Annotated in this window: 12 protein-coding genes and 1 tRNA gene; 7 read left to right on the top strand and 6 right to left on the bottom strand. The window is 40.4% G+C overall.

Annotated features, from left to right (window positions below):
- Nucleotides 1–27 precede the first annotated feature (27 nt).
- Entirely contained in the window at nucleotides 28–1,935 is a 1,908-nt protein-coding gene (locus ACWIB3_RS07195; protein WP_185214049.1) for a RagB/SusD family nutrient uptake outer membrane protein, read from the bottom strand.
- A gap of 10 nt (nucleotides 1,936–1,945) precedes the next feature.
- Entirely contained in the window at nucleotides 1,946–5,068 is a 3,123-nt protein-coding gene (locus tag ACWIB3_RS07190) for a SusC/RagA family TonB-linked outer membrane protein (RefSeq protein WP_454291260.1), read from the bottom strand.
- Nucleotides 5,069–5,427: 359 nt separating this feature from the next.
- Here ACWIB3_RS07190 and ACWIB3_RS07185 point away from each other — a divergent pair, with 359 nt between their 5' ends.
- The 4 genes from ACWIB3_RS07185 (at nucleotide 5,428) to ACWIB3_RS07170 (ending at nucleotide 9,452) form a co-directional block, all read left to right on the top strand.
- A complete protein-coding gene (locus ACWIB3_RS07185; RefSeq protein ID WP_454291259.1) occupies nucleotides 5,428–6,903 on the top strand; it encodes a xylulokinase in 1,476 nt (491 codons plus the stop codon).
- 12 nt (nucleotides 6,904–6,915) lie between these two features.
- Nucleotides 6,916–8,244, top strand: coding sequence for a xylose isomerase (gene xylA, locus ACWIB3_RS07180; RefSeq protein ID WP_454291258.1), 1,329 nt, complete (start codon nucleotides 6,916–6,918; stop codon nucleotides 8,242–8,244).
- 157 nt (nucleotides 8,245–8,401) lie between these two features.
- Nucleotides 8,402–8,475: transfer RNA gene (locus tag ACWIB3_RS07175), tRNA-Asn, on the top strand.
- A gap of 56 nt (nucleotides 8,476–8,531) precedes the next feature.
- Nucleotides 8,532–9,452 (top strand): PfkB family carbohydrate kinase, encoded by a 921-nt coding sequence (locus tag ACWIB3_RS07170; protein WP_185214045.1) that lies wholly within the window; start codon nucleotides 8,532–8,534, stop codon nucleotides 9,450–9,452.
- 115 nt (nucleotides 9,453–9,567) lie between these two features.
- Here ACWIB3_RS07170 and ACWIB3_RS07165 read toward each other — a convergent pair whose 3' ends face one another.
- Together ACWIB3_RS07165 and murB are read right to left on the bottom strand one after the other, a co-directional pair.
- Nucleotides 9,568–10,083: an RNA polymerase sigma factor gene (locus tag ACWIB3_RS07165; protein ID WP_185214044.1), complete on the bottom strand. Its 516-nt coding sequence runs from the start codon at nucleotides 10,081–10,083 to the stop codon at nucleotides 9,568–9,570.
- Nucleotides 10,084–10,368: 285 nt separating this feature from the next.
- Nucleotides 10,369–11,385 (bottom strand): UDP-N-acetylmuramate dehydrogenase, encoded by a 1,017-nt coding sequence (gene murB, locus ACWIB3_RS07160; protein ID WP_454291257.1) that lies wholly within the window; start codon nucleotides 11,383–11,385, stop codon nucleotides 10,369–10,371.
- A gap of 102 nt (nucleotides 11,386–11,487) precedes the next feature.
- On the opposite strand from murB, the gene ACWIB3_RS07155 reads away from it, so the two are divergent.
- Nucleotides 11,488–12,099, top strand: a complete 612-nt coding sequence (locus ACWIB3_RS07155; RefSeq protein ID WP_185214042.1) for a TetR/AcrR family transcriptional regulator — start codon at nucleotides 11,488–11,490, stop codon at nucleotides 12,097–12,099.
- On the opposite strand, the gene ACWIB3_RS07150 is transcribed toward ACWIB3_RS07155, so the two are convergent.
- Together ACWIB3_RS07150 and ACWIB3_RS07145 are read right to left on the bottom strand one after the other, a co-directional pair.
- Nucleotides 12,088–13,065, bottom strand: coding sequence for a YpdA family putative bacillithiol disulfide reductase (locus ACWIB3_RS07150; protein WP_313261179.1), 978 nt, complete (start codon nucleotides 13,063–13,065; stop codon nucleotides 12,088–12,090). The genes ACWIB3_RS07155 and ACWIB3_RS07150 overlap by 12 nt on opposite strands.
- The gene (locus ACWIB3_RS07145) at nucleotides 13,049–15,247 is read right to left on the bottom strand and encodes an FUSC family membrane protein (RefSeq protein WP_454291256.1); all 2,199 of its coding nucleotides are present in this window, start codon (nucleotides 15,245–15,247) and stop codon (nucleotides 13,049–13,051) included. The genes ACWIB3_RS07150 and ACWIB3_RS07145 overlap by 17 nt, the downstream gene beginning before the upstream one ends.
- Before the next feature lie 314 nt (nucleotides 15,248–15,561).
- Here ACWIB3_RS07145 and ACWIB3_RS07140 point away from each other — a divergent pair, with 314 nt between their 5' ends.
- Nucleotides 15,562–18,138 carry a phosphoenolpyruvate carboxylase gene (locus tag ACWIB3_RS07140; RefSeq protein WP_454291255.1) on the top strand — a complete coding sequence of 859 codons (2,577 nt, stop codon included), beginning with the start codon at nucleotides 15,562–15,564 and terminating at the stop codon, nucleotides 18,136–18,138.
- A gap of 78 nt (nucleotides 18,139–18,216) precedes the next feature.
- Complete coding sequence (locus tag ACWIB3_RS07135; RefSeq protein WP_185214038.1) at nucleotides 18,217–18,837, top strand: hypothetical protein; 621 nt, start codon at nucleotides 18,217–18,219, stop codon at nucleotides 18,835–18,837.
- The last annotated feature ends 10 nt before the right edge of the window (nucleotides 18,838–18,847 follow it).

The following is an 18,847-nucleotide window of genomic DNA, read 5'->3' as shown; positions in this document are numbered from 1 at the left end:
TTATGGTATTCAACATGTAATTTTCTCTTATTCTGCTTTAGGACCCAATACTGTTCCTTCATCAGGCACGATTAATGGTTTTTCATTTCTTTCCGCGCCAGGGTAACCAATGTTCTGGTTGATAATTCCCTTTAGGTTGGTGTTGATCGCTCCAGCTGGAACCGGCCAAAGGATATGGTGAACGGATATTTTGTATTCTGCCCATTTATGTTTTACTCCTTTGTTGTAGAAATTGCTTTTTGCTACCACACGGTCATACCAGAAGTTCACACCATTTTGTTTGATGTTGGAATTGGTGCCTCCTGGTCCGCTGATGTTTTCAAGGCTGTAGACCCTTCCTCCAAAAATTTCACAAGGCTTTCTGGTCTTAGCATAGGTATATGACATCCGGACCAATTCTACGTGCCTGTTTTCTTCGTAGTAAAGCTCTCTTGCGCGTTCATCTAGGATTTCCCCGATATTGACATCTCCTGCCTGTATAGGGGTTGCGCCGGCTCTTGTCCTAACTTCATTAAGCGCATTTGCAGCCATTCCAGGTTGGTTCTTCCAGTAATATGATTCCGCTAAAAGCAAATAAACTTCAGCCGAACGATATACATACCAAGGGGTTTCACCGCCTGTCCAAGTGGAGCTCAAAGGATCTGGTACAAAAACCTTGTAATGCGGCCATGAGAACCAAAGACGGATGGTGTCTTCTGGGCTCATACTAGGGCTTTTGACGAAGTTTTTTCCATACCATTGACTTCCCTTAGCTTTTAGGTCTGGGCTGTTGTATTTCAAGTCTTCCATGCGTTTCCAGCTGTTCATATTGTGGATGCCGCGTAGGTCGTTCTTTTCTTTGTCGGCTCTCCAGATCGAGTTGCTGAAATACCATGTAGGTCTCAACCTTCCAATTCCTCTTCCATAGGATTTGTTGAGGTCCATGGATGGGTCGGTTTCGCCCGGGGCCAAGTTTACATTGGTTCCTGTTTGGCCATCTGGTGTTTTGATATTTCCATTATTCCAGAATGGAACGGCATTACGCATGGTTTCGATTCTTGCTGAACCCTCTGCTTCTGGATAGGCAACTACATACATTAGACCTTCGGTATTGCTCATGTCCAGCTTTGCTTCAACACTGTGGAGATCAAACATCAAGTTTGTATTAGGTCGGTTCTGGTTGACGGTAAACCTGTTCTTCATCAAAGGATGTTTGGCTACTACTTCGTTTCCAACTTTGATGGCCAGATCAAAATCCTCAAGTGCCATAGCTACTTTCATCAAGAGGATTCCGCAAGCTGCTTTCGAGGTCCTTCCACGATCAACTATTTCCGGTACCCATTGGTATGCAAATTCTAGATCTTTTTTCAGTCTTTTTAAGATGCTCCAGCGATCGTAAGAATAGAAATCGTATTTAGGCTCGTTGATTTCCCAGTCCAGGAAAGGGACATCTCCAAATTGATGAACCAATTTGTAATAGCGATAAGCACGTTGGAAATAGGCTGCACCCAGGATAGCGTTCTTTTCAGCGTCATCCTTAAATGTTGCATTGTCTATCCTGGCGATCACCGTATTGGCATATTTGATCCCTTTGTAGGCTTCATACCAATACCAACCCACACGCGTATTGTTTTCATGGTTAAGCTGTGCATCAGGTAGGAGTGCGATGTCCATGTTCATTTGAGGACCGGCTTTGTCCGTAGTCCCTTCAACAGCCACATCCGATTGGATGATTTCGGTCAGGATAGGTGCGCCATCTCCAAAGAATTCATGTCGCATATTCCGCTCACAGGCGGTCAGTGCCGAGTAGAGTCCTTCAGGTGTAGATAGGGCTACTTCAGGGGCATAGAAGGATAGGGGTTGAGGTTTTAGCCAATCTTTGCTACAGCTTTCCATCAAGGTGATGGAAGCAGTGCCAAATAAGCCGATATATAATAGTTTCTTATAAGTTTTCATGATCAATAGGTTATAGTGAGAAATTAAGGCTTAGGTTGTAGGTTCTAGGAACAGGAAATCCTTCTGGGTCACCAAATTCCCAATGTGGAGCCCACATGGCGGCATTTCTTACAGAAGCAGAAATCCTAAGGTTTCGGATGCTTGCTTTCTCCAAGATGTTGGAAGGCACCAAGTATGAAAGAGAAATATTCTCTAACCTAACAAAGGACTTATTGATGTAATTTGATCCGATATTCTTTGAACCGATTCTCGCATAATCATCGATTGGGTTTTCAGGAGTCCAACGCGGCATCACATAATCAGTAGTTCGGTCAGCGAAGTTACTGTTGTTTGCTGCACGGTTGAATCCATCAGTTTGTCCCCAATTAGAGTAAATGAACACAGAAAGGTTGAAGTTTTTATAGTTGAAGTCATTTCTCCAAGACCAACGGAAGCGCGGTGTTTTGTACCTTTGGAAGATACGGTCAGCATCAGTCATCACGCCATCGCCATTCTGGTCAATATATTTGAAATCTCCAGGTTGTAATCCGAATTTTTCAGCTTCATCAATTTCATTTTGTTGCCAGATTCCTTGTCTTTCGTAATCCCAGATACGGTCAGGGTCTTGTCCGATAAACCATCTGTTCTTGATATCATCAGCTTCTTTCTGGCCAATAACATTGCCGGCATCATCTTTAATGTCCACCATGTCGCCATAAAGAGTTACGATCTTTCTGCGGTTTAGCATGAAAATGAAGTTAGAAGACCAGTTAAAGGTTTCTTTTTGGATAATGTTTCCAGTTAAGCTCACGTCGATACCATGGCTTTTAAGTTCTCCTAAATTGGCTGCTACGCTGCTGAAACCAATAATTTCAGGTAGTTCGCGGTCAACTAATAGGTCATGGGTTGTTGCGGTGTACAGGTCAATTGCTCCAGATAGGCGGTTCTTGAACATCGCGAAATCCAAACCTAAGTTATAAGAGGCTTTGTTTTCCCATTTTAGCCCCAGGTTGGCCATGCGGTTCACATACAATTGTGAGCCTAGGTAAACATTTCCTTTGGAGTCGATATATGGATGTAAGCCTGAGGTCATATCAGAAAGTGCGTCGTACTGTGGGATATCGCGGTTACCATTTCTTCCCCAAGTCAATCTTAGTTTTCCGTAGTCTAACCAAGATTTAGTTCCTTCCATAAACTTCTCATTCGTGAAATTCCATGCGAAGGCCAGTGCAGGGAAGGTTGCACGAGGGTTTTGAGAACCGAATGCAGAATAACCGTCACGACGTACCGATGCGGTGAAAAGGTAGGTGTCTTTGAAAGAGTAGAATAAACGACCCATTAAGGCATCTCCAGTGCGGTAAGTGTCATCACTTTCATTCAAAGGAACCGTTCCGGCCTGTATTCTATGCCAGCCTAAGATATCGCTAGGAACGAAGTTGGAAGCCGTAGCTTTGGTTCTCCAATATTGACCTTTTTCAGCATTTTGAAGTAAAGTAACCTCAAAGTTGTGATCTCCAAAGGCTTTTTTCCAACGCAGGACGTTGTCAATCTGCCAGTTGTAGGTCCTGAAGAAGGAACGTTCCGCCGTTCCGCCCTTAGCTGCCCATTCTGGGTTCAGGGAAGAATCGTGATTGTAGTATTCTCTCCAGATGAATGATGGCGTAAAGTTGGATTGGATTTCAAATCCATAAGGTAATGTGATAACGCCGTATAGAGTTGCATTTAAAGTGTTATAGCGATCCACACGGTCTCTAAACATATTATCGAAGAATGGGTTAACTGGAGTAACATCGCCCGTAGGCAATCTTCTGTAAAGGCTGTTCGGATCATCGATATTGTTAGACCCATATGGAGGAATAATTGCTGATTGCCCCCAATCTGCCTGTAGGAAACCTTCGTTTCTGGCAGCAAAGTTGGCGTTGGTTCCAATTTTTAAGAAGTTGGTGATCTTGGATTCCAAGTTGATCCTGGTCCTGAAGTTCTTGAACCGGTTTCCAACGATAAAGCCTTCGCGATCTACATGGTTAAGGGAGAAATAGTAGTTTAGGTTATCCGTTTTATTGGAAATACTTGCTGTATAATCTTGCTGGATTCCTTTGTGAAAAACTTGATCTTGCCAGTTTGTTTCTTTCCCAATCAGGTAATTTTCAATTTCAGGAGATCTCATTTCTAACCTTGCTAACCAAGAGCGGATCAATTGTTCTTCCGTTACGGTTGTTGCAGGGTCTTTTTGGTCATAGTTATACCATGCCAATTGATCCACATTTGACAGTTTTCTTGGATCCACAAACATTTCAGGATATTTGTCGTGGTAATCTTGGGCTCTTTTACCCATTTCATAATCATAACGATAGGCTAGGAATTCCTGTCCATTCATGACCCTTGGCATGTAGGAGTTTTCTACGAAGCCAAAATTGCCATTCAACGTAATGGTTGGTTTACCGGAAGCACCGCGTTTGGTAGTGATCAATACGACGCCATTTGCTGCTCTAGCACCATAAACTGCGGTTGCACTTGCATCTTTTAGGATATCGATGGAAGCAATGTCATTTGGGTTGATATCAGCAAATGTTCCATCAAAGATAACCCCATCAACTACATTGAGTGGGCTAGCGCCAGCTTTTAGGGTTCCTCTTCCTCTTACCAGAAGATCCGCGTCGCCCTTCGCTGTATTTCCTTGGCTGATTACAATACCTGCAGCATTTCCTCTCAATAGATCTTGGACCGACCTAGGGGCTTCTTTTTCAAGCTTTTCGGCTTGTACAGAAGCAACGGCACCAGTAAGGTCCTTTCGTTTTTGAGTACCATAACCTACTACAACGACTTCATCTAAGTCTTCTGCTTTAGGTTGCAAAGAAATCTGTAAATCTTGACTGTTGATTGAAACGGTCTGTGTATTGAAGCCCGTGTGGGTAATTGTCAGGGTTCCTCTAGTACCGTTTGTTAATTCCAGTTCAAATTTTCCGTCTCCATCAGATAAGGTTCCATTTTTTGTACCTGTCTGCATGATGCTGGCTCCTTCAACAGGAGTGCCATCCGTTGATTTGACGGTCCCTCGTATGAGGTTTTGGTTTTGCTGTGAAAAACAGGGGTCTGCAGAGAGCAGAATCATCCAAAACGAGAATAGGATGAGTAAAACATACTGTTTTGTCATAATTTAAAGAGTTTAAGGTTTACAATTCATTTTCCATTTCGAAAGCTTGGTAAATAGGCTTAGGAAGCGGAAAATGGAGTTAGATAATGAATGATCTGTAATGGTTTATATCACAATAATAACCAATAAAGTAACTGACTTTGCTAAACCGTTATATCTTTATTTACGAAAACGTTATAGTTGAAAAGAGTGAATGAATGAGATGTTTTTTGGTTGATTATCAGGGTTTTGTATGTTTTTAGCTATTGGTTTGGAAGGGTGCTGATAAAACTGTGCTTTCCATGATTTCATAATAGAATGTAGGTCTTATTTTAAAAATAATTATATTGTGGAATCAACTTATCCATTATAAACAATTTATGCTATTACTAGGGATTGACTTAGGGACCTCTTTTATTAAAGTTTCCGTGTTGGATGCACAGACCGGGAAACGAATTGTTTCTGCCCAATATCCAGAGACGGAATCTGAAATCATTTCGCAGCAAAAAGGTTGGGCTGAACAAGACCCTGAACTTTGGTGGCAAAATACCAAGAAAGCCATATTGAAAGCCAATGCTAGTGGTCAATATGATCCGAAGGATATCGCTGCCATTGGAATTGCCTATCAAATGCATGGCCTAGTGCTGGTTGATAAGGACCAGAAAGTACTGCGCAATTCCATTATTTGGTGTGACAGTAGGGCAGTGGAAATTGGAAACGAGGCTTTCCAATCCTTGGAACCTAAAGGTTTTCTAAGATCCCATCTTAACTCTCCTGGTAATTTTACGGCATCAAAACTGTCTTGGGTAAAGAACAATGAGCCTGAATTGTATGAAAGGATTCATAAGTTTATGCTTCCAGGCGATTTTCTATGTATGTGCCTGACTAAGCAGATCAATTCTAATCCGAGTTCCATTTCTGAAGGCATTCTTTGGGATTTCGAAAAAGACACCTTATCAGATACTTTATTGGATTATTATGGTATAGATCAGTCTTTAGTCCCTGAAGTGCAAGCAATCTTTTCAAACTATGGTTCCATCGATAAGGCTGTAGCCACTGAATTAGGACTTTCGGAGAAAGCGATAGTAAGCTATAAGGCAGGAGATCAACCTAATAATGCTTTATCCCTTGGTGTAATTGATGCTGGAGAAGTCGCTGCAACGGCCGGTACCTCTGGTGTGATCTATGCGGTTGCGGACCATTTGATTTTTGATAAGCAATCAAGGGTGAACAGTTTTGCCCATGTCAACCATAGGAAAGAGCAAAGTAATATCGGTGTGCTATTATGTATTAATGGAACCGGTATCCAAAATAGTTGGATCAAAAAGCTGACAGCTCAAGGCCTGGATTACGATCAGATAAACCAAAAAGCTGCTGAAGTTGCTATTGGTTCTGAAGGGATTGTAGTATTGCCATTTGGGAATGGTGCTGAGCGCATGCTGAACAATAAAACTGTCAATGGGCATGTTGAGAATCTCGACTTTGTGCGACATGATGCCTCCCATATTTGGCGTGCCGTCCAAGAAGGGATAGCCCATTCGTTTCGTTATGGTCTAGATATCATTAAGGAAAATGAAATCCATCCTACGGTTATTAAGGCCGGTTATGCCAATATGTTCCTGAGCCCTGTGTTTCAGCAATCCTTTGCTGGTGTAACCAATGTACCAGTCGAACTTTATGAGAATGACGGAAGCGTTGGAGCGGCATTAGGAGCAGGAATTGGAGCACAGCTGTATAAAGATAAAAAAGAGGCCTTCTCGGGCTTGAAAAAGATAAAGACCATCGAACCTCAGCATAAGGATATCTATAATGACCTCTATGCAAATTGGAAGGAAAGTTTATTACAGAAATTATAATCAACTATAAATATGAAAGTTTTAATTGGAGAAAAAGAGTATTTCAAGAATATCGGGCAAATCAAGTACGAAGGCTTAGATTCCGATAATCCATTGGCATTTCGCTGGTATGATGCTAAAAAAGTAATCGGCGGAAAGACTATGGAGGAGCATTTTAAATTTGCATGTGCCTATTGGCATTCATTCAATGGAAACGGAGCGGATCCTTTTGGTGGGCAGACCCATTTCTTTCCTTGGGATGAAAAATCGAAAACACTAGATCGCGCAAAAGATAAGATGGATGCCGCTTTTGAGTTTATGACGAAATTGCAATTGCCATATTACTGTTTCCATGATGTAGATTTGGTGGACTATGGTAATGATGTCAATGAAAATGATTCCAATCTGGCGGCAATCGTCGAATATGCGAAGGAAAAACAAAAAGAAAGTGGAATTAAGTTGTTATGGGGCACAGCCAATCTTTTCAGCCATCATCGTTATATGAATGGGGCTTCCACCAATCCTGATTTCCATGTTTTGGCGCATGCTGGGGCTCAAGTGAAAGCAGCTTTAGATGCAACAATAGCCTTAAAAGGTGAAAACTATGTGTTCTGGGGTGGTAGAGAGGGGTATATGTCCCTGTTGAATACCAACATGAAACGCGAACAGGAGCATTTGGCAAAATTCCTACATATGTCAAAAGATTATGCACGTAAAAATGGTTTCAAAGGAACATTCTTTATTGAGCCGAAGCCTTGTGAACCAACAAAACATCAATATGATTATGACTCCGCGACGGTTATCAGTTTCTTAAGGCAATATGATCTTTTGGATGATTTTAAATTGAATATTGAGGTTAACCATGCAACATTAGCTGGTCATACTTTCCAACATGAATTACAGGTTGCAGCGGATGCAGGAATGTTAGGTTCAATCGATGCCAACCGTGGGGATTACCAAAACGGATGGGATACCGATCAATTCCCAAATGATCTGAATGAATTGACAGAAGCGATGTTGATTATTTTGGAAGCAGAAGGCTTACAAGGCGGTGGAGTGAACTTCGACGCGAAGATCAGAAGAAATTCAACTGACCCAGAAGATTTGTTCTATGCTCATATTGGCGGGATGGATGCCTTTGCCAGAGCATTGGTTACAGCAGATAATATCCTTCAGAAATCTGAGTTCAAAAAAATCCGTAAGGATCGTTATGCAAGTTTTGACAAAGGAAAAGGAGCGGAGTATGAACAAGGCAAATTGACTTTAGAGGATCTGAGAAGCTATGCGGTAGAGAACGGTGAGCCAGAAATGAGAAGTGGAAAACAAGAATTCCTAGAGAATTTAGTCAATCGTTATATTTAGTAGATCGAATTGATAAGATAATTTTCGTTGGATATGAGTGGATTACGTATTGAAAGGCTTTTTATTAATAAATTTTCAATTTTTTGTTTGTGAATTAATTATTAAAAACCTATTTTTGTACCACTTTGAAGATGAGGGCAACCTTATCAATTCGAATTCCTGAATAGCTCAGTTGGTTAGAGCATCTGACTGTTAATCAGAGGGTCGCTGGTTCGAGCCCAGCTTCAGGAGCAAGATAAAACAGCCGGCCAATCGCCGGCATTTTTTTTATAACATAATTTATATCCATGAGTTTAGTAATCGTTGGAACAGTTGCTTTCGATGCCATTGAAACCCCATTTGGCAAAACAGATAAAATCGTAGGTGGAGCAGCAACATTTGCTGGATTAGCAGCATCTTATCTATTCCCAGATGTTAAATTAATTTCTGTAATTGGTGAAGACTTTGGAGATGATAACTTAAACATCATCAAATCAAGAGGGATCAATGTTGAAGGTATTGAAGTTATTCCTGGAGGAAAATCTTTCTTTTGGTCTGGAAAATACCATAATGATATGAACAGCCGTGATACATTGATCACTGAACTGAACGTATTGGCTGATTTTGATCCTAAAATCCCTGCTTCTTATCAAGACTGTGAATATCTGTTGTTGGGTAACTTGACCCCAGCGGTACAGATGGCAACTTTGAAACGTTTGGATAAGAAACCGAAGTTAGTGGTATTGGATACCATGAACTTCTGGATGGATGTGGCATTAGATGAGTTGAAAGAGGTGTTGAAGAAAGTTGATGTGTTGACAATTAACGATGCAGAAGCGAGACAATTGTCTGGAGAGTACTCATTGGTGAAAGCAGCAGAGAAGATCCTTCAGATGGGACCTCAGTACCTGATCATTAAAAAAGGTGAGCACGGAGCTTTGTTGTTTGGAGAAGGCCAAATCTTTTCAGCGCCTGCATTACCATTAGCAGATGTATTTGATCCAACAGGAGCCGGAGATTCTTTTGCAGGTGGTTTTATCGGATATTTAGCAAAGCTACAGTCCGTTAATTTTACCAATATGAAGAACGCGATTATTTTTGGATCTGCTTTGGCTTCTTTTTGTGTGGAGAAATTCGGAACAGAAAGATTGCAGAATTTGAGCAGTGAAGAAATTTCGGAGCGTATTCAGGAGTTTGTAAAACTTTCAAAATTCGAGATAAGCGAATAAGCTTATCTCGAATTTCTTTTTAGGCTTCCCTTAAATTAGCGTAAAAGTTTTAAGGGGATATGGCTTAATCTACCTAAACCTTTAATAATATTTTTTTTCGGATGCTTAAAGAGAATTAATTCTCTTTGAATTTATATGCAGTAAGTGTCTTTTTCATGGACTTTCTTGCTACATGTATCCTTGTTTTTACTGTTCCTATTGGAATCTGCAAATGGTCAGATATTTCATGGTATTTATAACCTTCGAAATACATGGTGAAAGGAACATAATATTCATCGGATAACTTGGAAAGAGCATAGTTGATGTCTTCCATGATGAATTTGTTTTCACCATTGTTTTTTGCTGCAGATACAACTAGGTTAATTTGTGAGATTTCTTCCTCCTTTGTGATAAAGGAATTCGTTTTTACTATGCGACGGTAATTATTGATAAAGGTGTTCTTCATAATGGTATAAAGCCAACCTTTCAAATTGGTTCCGTCCCTGAAGTTCTTGAAGTACGTGACGGCCTTTAGTAAGGTGTCCTGTACTAAGTCGTTAGCATCTTCATGATCACGGGTGAAGTTTCTGGCATAACTTCGAAGTGATTCAGAGTGCTTAACAACTAGTGAGTTAAATTCGATCTTGTTCATACAATTAGCGATTATAGTATAGTTAAATGATGCGATGTGTTTCAGGCAAGAGCCTGATTTAAGCTGAACAACCGAAAAAATTATTAAGCCATAATATTTCTACGCTACTATGTACAATTCTTGTGCAGTAAATTAATAAAATTGTGGATATCGATATTTTAGTAGAAGGAATTTTCGCAATACGAAAGTAGATTAAAAACCTGTATCGCCTTTTATTGTATTATAATCGATGATTATTGTTTTATAATAAAAAAAATATCGGAGTCACGAAAATGTGGAAAACTTTTATAGTATGTTTACTTCACGTTCTAAAAGTACTCCAAACTGTGTATTGACATCGTCCACAATAGTAGACGATACTTCAAATATTTCATTACCCGATGCTTTTCCGATGTTTGTGAGGACTAAAGCCTGATTTTTCCACACGGCAACCTGCCCAACCGATTTTCCCTTCCAGCCACATTGCTCTATCAACCAACCTGCCGCAAGCTTTTCATGGTCGGGGTCCATGGTATAATGTACGATATCGGGAAATTGTTTTTGAAGTTCTGAAAATTGTGCTTTCGTGATAATTGGATTTTTAAAAAAACTGCCTGCATTGCCTATAGTGGAAGGATCAGGAAGTTTTTCAACACGGATATAGGATACCACCTCTGCGACATCTTTGATGCTTGGAGTACGAATTCCCCTTTTCTCCAATTCGCTTTCAATGGCTCCATAGCTCGTGTTGATCTTTCCAAACAGTTCAAGCTTGTAGGTCACACTGCAGATAATGAATCTACCCTTATAATCCCTTTTGAAGATACTGTCACGATAGGAGAATCGGCAATCTTCATTGTTGAAAGTGATAAACTCCCCAGTTTTACAATCAAATGCACGGCATGAATAGAAGATATGCATCAATTCCTGTCCATAGGCGCCGATGTTCTGGATAGGGGATGCGCCAACTGTTCCTGGAATCAGGGCCATGTTTTCCAAACCTGGGAAATCATGGTCTATACAGTACCAAACGAGGTCGTTCCAAACTTCTCCGCCAGCAGCAGTGACGAATACTTGGTTTCCTTCAATGAAATGTTGTATCCCTTTATTGGCCACATGGACGATGAGTCCTGGGTAGTCTTTGGTGAAAAGTACATTGCTTCCACCGCCTAAGATGAAAAATTCGTTTTCAAAAGCTCCTGCAGAAAATAAGTTTTTTAAAACCTGCTCATCTTCTACTTTAATATATTGATTTGCCATGGCCTCAATACCAAAAGTATTTAGGTTTTTTAGGGATTTATTCTCTTGAGTCGCGTTTTTCATTTTTTTGACCGAATCCTTTAAAAGTTCGAAAAATTAATCTATCTTAGTTTACAAGGCTGTAAAGATAGGTAAACGGCAAATTATAAACTAATTTTATTGTGTATGGCAAAAAATGCAGATGCGAAAAGGGTGAAGATATTGGAGGCGGCAAAGCGTAGATTTGCACATTATGGATTAGCCAAAACGACCATGGCAGAGATTGCCCAAGATCTATCATTTTCTAAAGCCTTACTTTACTATTACTTTCCGGATAAAAATAGATTATACGCCGCAGTATTTGAAATGGCGGTTGATGAGATCGTGAATGAAACCACGGAAAAAATCTCCCAATCCAAAAGTGTCAATGAAGCTATGGATGCTTTCCTTTGTACCAGATTACGCATTATCAAAGACAACTTTAATCTGTTCGAATTCAGTTATTCGCTAAGAAATGAGATGCCACCAGATATCGAAGCGATTTTACCTTCTCTGTTCGAAAAGGAAATCAAACAGGTCTGCCTCGTTTTGCGAAAAGGTTTGGAGACCAAAGAGATCGAAGTCGAAGAAATTGAAATAACCGCCAAGATCTTGTTGATTTCTTTATTGGGGATGCGTATAGGTATCCTTCAGGAATTTAAGAATCTTTTCCTGCCACCATCCAAAGAAGAGTTTGATTATATCCTGAACCTTCAGAAAAAATTGGCAAAAATCTTTATCAATGGCCTAAGAGTTTAGGTTCTTTTCCACAATATTTTTCACGATGAGGTGAGCATGGATCCTAGAGTTTTCTATGAACCATAGGTGCGTGTTCAACCCTCCGCAAACGACTCCAGCCAGATAGAGGTTTTCTATGTTTGTTTCCATCGTTTCGGGATTATGAGCGGGAATACAAGGTGCCGTTGTAGGAACATCGATACCGACCTTTTCAAGGAATTCAAAGTTTGGTCGATAGCCTGTCAGTGCCAAAACAAAATCATTTTCGATACTGATCAGTCCTTTTGGAGTCGAGACCTGAACTTCTCTTTCCCCGATACTTACAATATTTGATCGGTAATGGACCTTAACCTCTCCATTTGCAATGCGGTTCTCGATATCTGGGCGGACCCAATATTTTACCCTTGGACTTACTTCCTTGCTTCTGATGATCAATGTAACATCTGCACCTTTTCTATAGGTTTCAAGTGCTGCATCAATGGAAGAATTGCTGGCTCCAACAACAATAACTTTTTGGTTAGCATAATAATGAGGGTCATCATAATAGTGCCTTACCTTATCCAAACCTTCACCCGGTACTCCGAGGTACATTGGGATATCATAAAAACCTGTAGCTACGATTACATTTTTGGCTCTATAGATCGATTTGGTGGTAGTGACCTGAAAAGTGCCATCAATTTTGTTGATGGTCAATACCTCTTCAAATAGATGGGTTTTTAAATTGAACTTCTTTTCTACCCGACGATAATATTCCAAAGCTTCTGCACGTCTGGGCTTAGGGTTTGTTGTGACAAAAGGCGTGTCGCCGATCTCCAATCGCTCCGAGGTGGAGAAAAAAGTCATGTTGATCGGATAATTGTATAGGGAGTTTGTCAAACAGCCCTTTTCAATGATTACATGGCTTAAGTTGTTTTTCTTTGCTTCAATTCCACAGGCGATCCCAATCGGACCTCCGCCTACTATCAATACATCAATTAAGTTGTCCATTAGCCATTTCTATTTGTCCAGGATGGATAGCACTTTCTTTCTCCATCACATCCAAGGTAGATTTGTATAAATCTGAGGAAATTTTATTTAAAAATTGCAATTGTTCTGTAATTAATTTGGTTTCCACGGGGTTCAACGTTTCAGGCGTAATCTCGGGAAAATCACTTACAGGAATAAATTCATCTGCACCTTTAATGGGAACAGCCTCGATAGATTTGCTGACATTCTGCAGCACCTTTTTCAAGAGAGTCAAGTGTTCCTTGGTGTAGTTAGTATCTGTAGCTTCCGTTAATTGCGTTAGCAAGGTGGCTCCATAGGAGGAAAGGATATGGTTTAAGATAACCAATCTATTGACCTCTTTGGTGCTCTTTTGCCTCCATTTAGGTTCAGAGAGCATTCTCTGGAATGTAGAACCCATATTGGCAGAAGCAATGTAGAGTTCCTTGCGCGAAAGCTTATAGCTGGTCACCGTGATCTCCTCGCCTGATAAAATCCTAACCGCCTGAGCGAGGTATTTATAATTGGCAATCAACAATTGCCTGATATTGTTCTTGACCTGGAAACTTTCCCAATTTGGAAAAATAATATAACTCGATAAGAAGGCGATCATACCACCCAGGAAAGTGTCGAAAATCCTTTCCTTAGCAACCTCAAAAGTGTTGAGTCCTGAAAAGCTCAGCATAATCAATACGTATGGTGTCATGAACATGACTGCCATAATATAATTTACTCGGAATAGGCTATAGGCAATCAAGAAAAAGAATATCAAAATAACAAACCTGGCCACCTCCGAATGTACGGTCATCAAGATTATTGCGCCTATGATTCCCCCTATGATAGTCCCCAAGAGGCGTTGGAAGTTCCTTTCTTTGGTCAATCCGAACCCTGGTTTCAAGATCACCATAATGGTCAGTAATATCCAATAACTTCCCATAGTGCCGATATTGAAAAAATCCAGATTGAAAACGACATAGGTAATGGCCATTACGATAGCCATCCGTAGAGCGTGTCGGAAAATACTTGAATTGAAGGAAAGGTTATCCTTCAATTTTCTCAAGTCGATATGTTCGGTTTGGATAAACTTAGATGCTTCCTCGATTTCCTGTTTCTTGATGTTGTTCGGTCTTACAACCGCATAATTATAGATATTATGGATAAAAATGCTGATGTTCCTCACGCTGATCAAGATCTTTTTCAGCGGGATACTATTGATATTTTCTTTTTTCTCGAGCGCATCGATGGAGCGCATGATGTTTTCAATATCCTCCTTAAAATTGTACAGCGGCTTTGGGACACGATTGGCATTCAATTGATAGGCAAGGTGGTCCAATTCGTTTGCTGTCTTAAGCAATAGGTGCTTAAAATCCTTTAAGATACCCGTATGGCCATATTCCTTTCTGATCAATTCATAATCATAATGCGTGGTCATGGACTGTTCAAATAGATCTACTACATCATTAAAGGTCAAGGTCAGGTACCGGCCAATTTTGGTGGTGTCCTTAATGGACCTTTTGCTTTGGAAAAGGAGATCCCGCACATTTTCTTGATGCTCATGTACTTCAATCTGTTTATCGATGAGTTTAGTGTAGTTCTCATCAATAGATTTATTTATATCATAGAAATTTGCGCGAAGTCTAATGAAATCACCTACGTGCCTAATGGTTTCTGAAAGCTCCTGTTGGGCCAATCGATAGGGTCTAGCCTGGGTAATCGAGAAACTGATGAGCATATACCAAATAGCACCTAGGGAGAAATAGAAGAGGAGCATGATTTCCTCTTGGAAGCTGTTCACATCATCGACATAGATCAGCATGATCAGGATCCCCATCGATCCAACGGTGGCTGCCCGTGCATTGAAGACGGCAAACATGGAATAGGTAAAACAAAGAAAGCCCAATACGACAGCCATGATCCAAATATTCCCATTGGCTAAAAAGGTGATGAACTGGGTCAGGATACATACGATTAAGCAAGCGACCATCCCGGTCCTGCGATGCGATGGAGCTCCAGGTGTGTCGGAAAGTCCCACTAATAATGCCCCCAAAGAAATATAGGTTCCCAAGAGGAATTTGCCCAAAGAGGCACAGATCAAAATGGGAACAACACAACCAATGGTAATGCGAAGACCGTCAGCAAAATACTGACTGTAGAAGAAATTGCTTAATTCTTTGGTTTTTTTCATGTTTTGTCGAAACAAAGATACGTAAGCAGTGGTTAAATAATGGAGTAAAATGCATGAAATTCAATAAAATCTTTAATTATCCAAGCGATTGAACCCATGTCGTGAAAATTTTAATGATCCGTTCCTTAAACTGAGGAAATATGAGATTGATTTTAAAGTTTCCATATTTAAATACATAGCCTGCGTTATCAAAATAGCAATATTTTTGTTTAGTTAGTGTAAATAATACAATTAGTTACTTAAAAAGATATTAAAATGATATATTTGTGTTTGTTCACAAATCAACTATCAAAAATCAAGATACGTTACTTACTATGAGATTAAGCCAAAAGACAATAGCTTTTCAGAATGAAGTCCTCACGAGGTTCGATTTATATAAAAGTTTGTTCTTGACTTTGCCCTTTCAAAGGGTAAAGCATACGGGGACTATTCTACCATTTTTTACGACCCATTGTGAAAAAGGAGTGGAGGAGCATTTATCGCCTGAGGTTATCATCGATAGTTTCTTCGGTCAATATGAGCAGTACGTTCAGGAAGATGACCGTCTAGACTTGTTATTTCGCATTGTTCAATATATAGAACGTCAGGTTGTTTTATTTGATGCGGTGGAAGATTCTGCCTTCAGGGCCGTAGGAAAAAGCGATGAAACCGGCGGATTGGAATCCATTTTCAATCTGGCCCAGACAAATCCCCAATTAAAGAAACAGGTCGTTTCCAGATTAAAGGATATGTCCGTTAGGTTAGTTTTGACCGCACACCCGACCCAGTTCTATCCTGGTCCAGTGCTGTCCATCATCAATGACCTGATTGATGAACTCAAGAAAAACGATATTCCAACCATACACCTGTTGCTTCAGCAATTAGGGAAAACCCCATTTATCAATAAGCAAAGTCCGACTCCGGTGGATGAGGCCATCAGTTTGGCTTGGTTCCTTGAAAACGTCTTTTATAGCGTAGCATCGGGAATCGAAGCTAAAATAGAAGATGAGCTGGAAATCAATCCTAAGGATGTCAATCACCTTATCGAGTTAGGATTTTGGCCAGGTGGCGACCGTGACGGGAATCCAAATGTGACCTGGGAAAGCACGAAAAAGGTGGCAAATCTGTTGAGAACCATTCTCTTTAGATGTTATTATCGTGATTTCAGGATCGTAAAAAGAAGGATTACCTTCCGTGGGGTGGAACAGTACATGGAAGAGCTACAAGAGCTGTTCTATGAAAACAGTTTCAACCCAAGTGATAAACCTGTTGATGAAACAGAAAGGATCTTGCACAACCTGACCGAGATCATTCGCGTTCTGAAAGAAAACCATGACGGACTGTTTGTAGAGATCGTGGAAGATTTGAGACGAAAAGTCCAAACTTTCGGCTGCTATTTCACGACTTTAGATATTCGCCAAGACAGCAGTGCCTTGCGTAGTACCTTTGATTGGTTGGTAAAAACCTATCCAAAAGAGACGGGAATTAAACTAAAAGAGATTGAAGGCTCGGAAGAAGAGAAGGAAAAACACATCAAATTCACCGAAGCAAACCTAGAATTGCAAGATGGCATAGATCCACTTGTCGAAGATACCATTAAGGTTATCCGATTGATCAAGGAAATCCAATCCACAGGAAGTGAAAGAGCTGTTCAACGCTTTATAATTTCCAATTGCCAACAGGCATCCGATATCTTGGGCTTGATGCAGCTATTCCTATGGGAGGGCTGGACCAAGAAAGATCTAACCATGGATTTTGTTCCTCTATTCGAAACCGTTGATGATCTGAAGCATGCAGCCGACGTAATGCGCAGCTTATATTCAAATCCCGTGTATGCGGCTCACCTGAAGAAAAGAGGAAACAAACAGACCATTATGCTGGGTTTCTCTGATAGTACCAAGGATGGCGGCTACCTCATGGCCAACTGGTCGATCTATAAAGCTAAGATCGAATTGACAGCCATTTCAAGGGAGTATGATGTGGATCTGATATTCTTCGACGGTCGTGGTGGCCCTCCAGCGCGTGGCGGTGGTAAAACCCAGCGTTTCTATGCTTCCATGGGTAAGGAGATCGAAAACAACCACATTCAATTGACGATCCAAGGTCAGACCATCAGTAGTCAGTATGGCTCGTTGGATTCTGCAAAATATAATATTGAACAATTGCTACATGCAGGTTTGATCTCTGATCTGCAGCAAAGGGTAGGCGATACATTGACAGCAAAGCAGAAGGATGTAATCGATCGCATGGCAGCAGAGAGCCATCAGAAATTCTTGGAATTAAGGCATCATCCTTTGTTCCTGAAATATCTGGAAACCTTAAGTCCATTGAAATCACTATCCAGCATGAATATCTCCAGCAGGCCGATGAAGAGAAATTCGGGTAGGGAATTGAGGTTGGAAGACCTTCGTGCCATCAGTTTTGTGACTTCATGGAGCCAGTTGAAACAGAATATCCCTGGATTCTTTGGTGTAGGTTCGGCTTTGCAATGGGCAGAGGACAATAACCTTTGGTCATATGTGAAGAACCTGTACGAAACTTCAGGTATGTTCAATACGGTAATCGACAACTGTATGATGTCCATGACAAAGTCCAATTTTGATATCACGTCCTACATGAAAGACGATGCAAGATTTGGTGAATTCTGGACAATGTTGAAAGATGAGTTCGATTTAACCAAGAAATATCTGTTAAAACTGACCGGCATGAAAGAATTAATGGAAAATTATCCAGTGGAAAGAGCTTCTATTTTAGAGAGAGAAAAAATTATCCTTCCATTGTTGATTATCCAGCATTATGCCATCCGTTTGCTTGAAAAGCAGAAAATGGAAGAGTCTAAAGCAGAAACATACCGCAAATTAATCGGCCGTACCATTTATGGAGTGGTGAATGCAGGAAGAAATTTAGCTTAGATTGATTTTGAATTAGATAGAAATAGGCATTAATAGGGATATTTTTTTATTTTTGTGTGTTTTTAAAATAATAAAGCGATGAAATTAAATACATTATTAGTTGCAGCAGTTCTTGCAAGTACTTCTTTATCTTCTTGTGTTTTCAAAACGGCTGATGAAAACCAATTGAAATACACACATACGACATTGGTTGATGGTGATGCGTATGCTTTCTTCAGACAAGTAGGGTCCATCGCACCTTATGAGGTATCCTACGCAGAGCATGTAGCTACAGTGGGTAATGCACAGGCGAAAGATGCTGCCGCAAAAGCTGCTAAATTTTTCTCTGACATCCTTCCTCAAATGGATTCATTGGCGACTAAATACCATGTTGATTTCCCAATCCTAGGAACGGAGAAATTCACAGGTGAAGGTCAAGAAAATATTGCCGTTGAACCGAATGAAGCTCCAGTTGTTGTTAATGATTCTACTATCGCAGATTCTGCAGCTCCTTTGGCTTTACAACATGCTAAAGTTTATTCTGACCAGGAGTACTTAAGCCATATCCAACATCAAGTTGCTTTGGTAAAAGAACAATTCAGAAGACTTTCTCGTAATACCAATAAAGATTTGCGTGATTTTGCACAATCCCAAACAGAAACTGTTGCTCAGTTGTTTACTGCCGTAGGTGGTAAAGCAGATGCCCATGCGCATCACTAAGCAAAGATAA

This window comes from Sphingobacterium sp. NPDC055431 (assembly GCF_053644255.1).
Note: the sequence above shows the minus strand (reverse complement) of the source record. Positions and strands in the feature narration are given on the sequence as shown.

Excerpts from the sequence above, each read along its gene's own strand:
- ACWIB3_RS07195 (WP_185214049.1), bottom strand. The coding sequence starts at position 1,935 with ATGAAAACTTATAAGAAACTATTATATATCGGCTTATTTGGCACTGCT.
- ACWIB3_RS07190 (WP_454291260.1), bottom strand. The coding sequence starts at position 5,068 with ATGACAAAACAGTATGTTTTACTCATCCTATTCTCGTTTTGGATGATT.
- ACWIB3_RS07185 (WP_454291259.1), top strand. The coding sequence starts at position 5,428 with ATGCTATTACTAGGGATTGACTTAGGGACCTCTTTTATTAAAGTTTCC.
- xylA (WP_454291258.1), top strand. The coding sequence starts at position 6,916 with ATGAAAGTTTTAATTGGAGAAAAAGAGTATTTCAAGAATATCGGGCAA.
- ACWIB3_RS07170 (WP_185214045.1), top strand. The coding sequence starts at position 8,532 with ATGAGTTTAGTAATCGTTGGAACAGTTGCTTTCGATGCCATTGAAACC.
- ACWIB3_RS07165 (WP_185214044.1), bottom strand. The coding sequence starts at position 10,083 with ATGAACAAGATCGAATTTAACTCACTAGTTGTTAAGCACTCTGAATCA.
- murB (WP_454291257.1), bottom strand. The coding sequence starts at position 11,385 with ATGAAAAACGCGACTCAAGAGAATAAATCCCTAAAAAACCTAAATACT.
- ACWIB3_RS07155 (WP_185214042.1), top strand. The coding sequence starts at position 11,488 with ATGGCAAAAAATGCAGATGCGAAAAGGGTGAAGATATTGGAGGCGGCA.
- ACWIB3_RS07150 (WP_313261179.1), bottom strand. The coding sequence starts at position 13,065 with ATGGACAACTTAATTGATGTATTGATAGTAGGCGGAGGTCCGATTGGG.
- ACWIB3_RS07145 (WP_454291256.1), bottom strand. The coding sequence starts at position 15,247 with ATGAAAAAAACCAAAGAATTAAGCAATTTCTTCTACAGTCAGTATTTT.
- ACWIB3_RS07140 (WP_454291255.1), top strand. The coding sequence starts at position 15,562 with ATGAGATTAAGCCAAAAGACAATAGCTTTTCAGAATGAAGTCCTCACG.
- ACWIB3_RS07135 (WP_185214038.1), top strand. The coding sequence starts at position 18,217 with ATGAAATTAAATACATTATTAGTTGCAGCAGTTCTTGCAAGTACTTCT.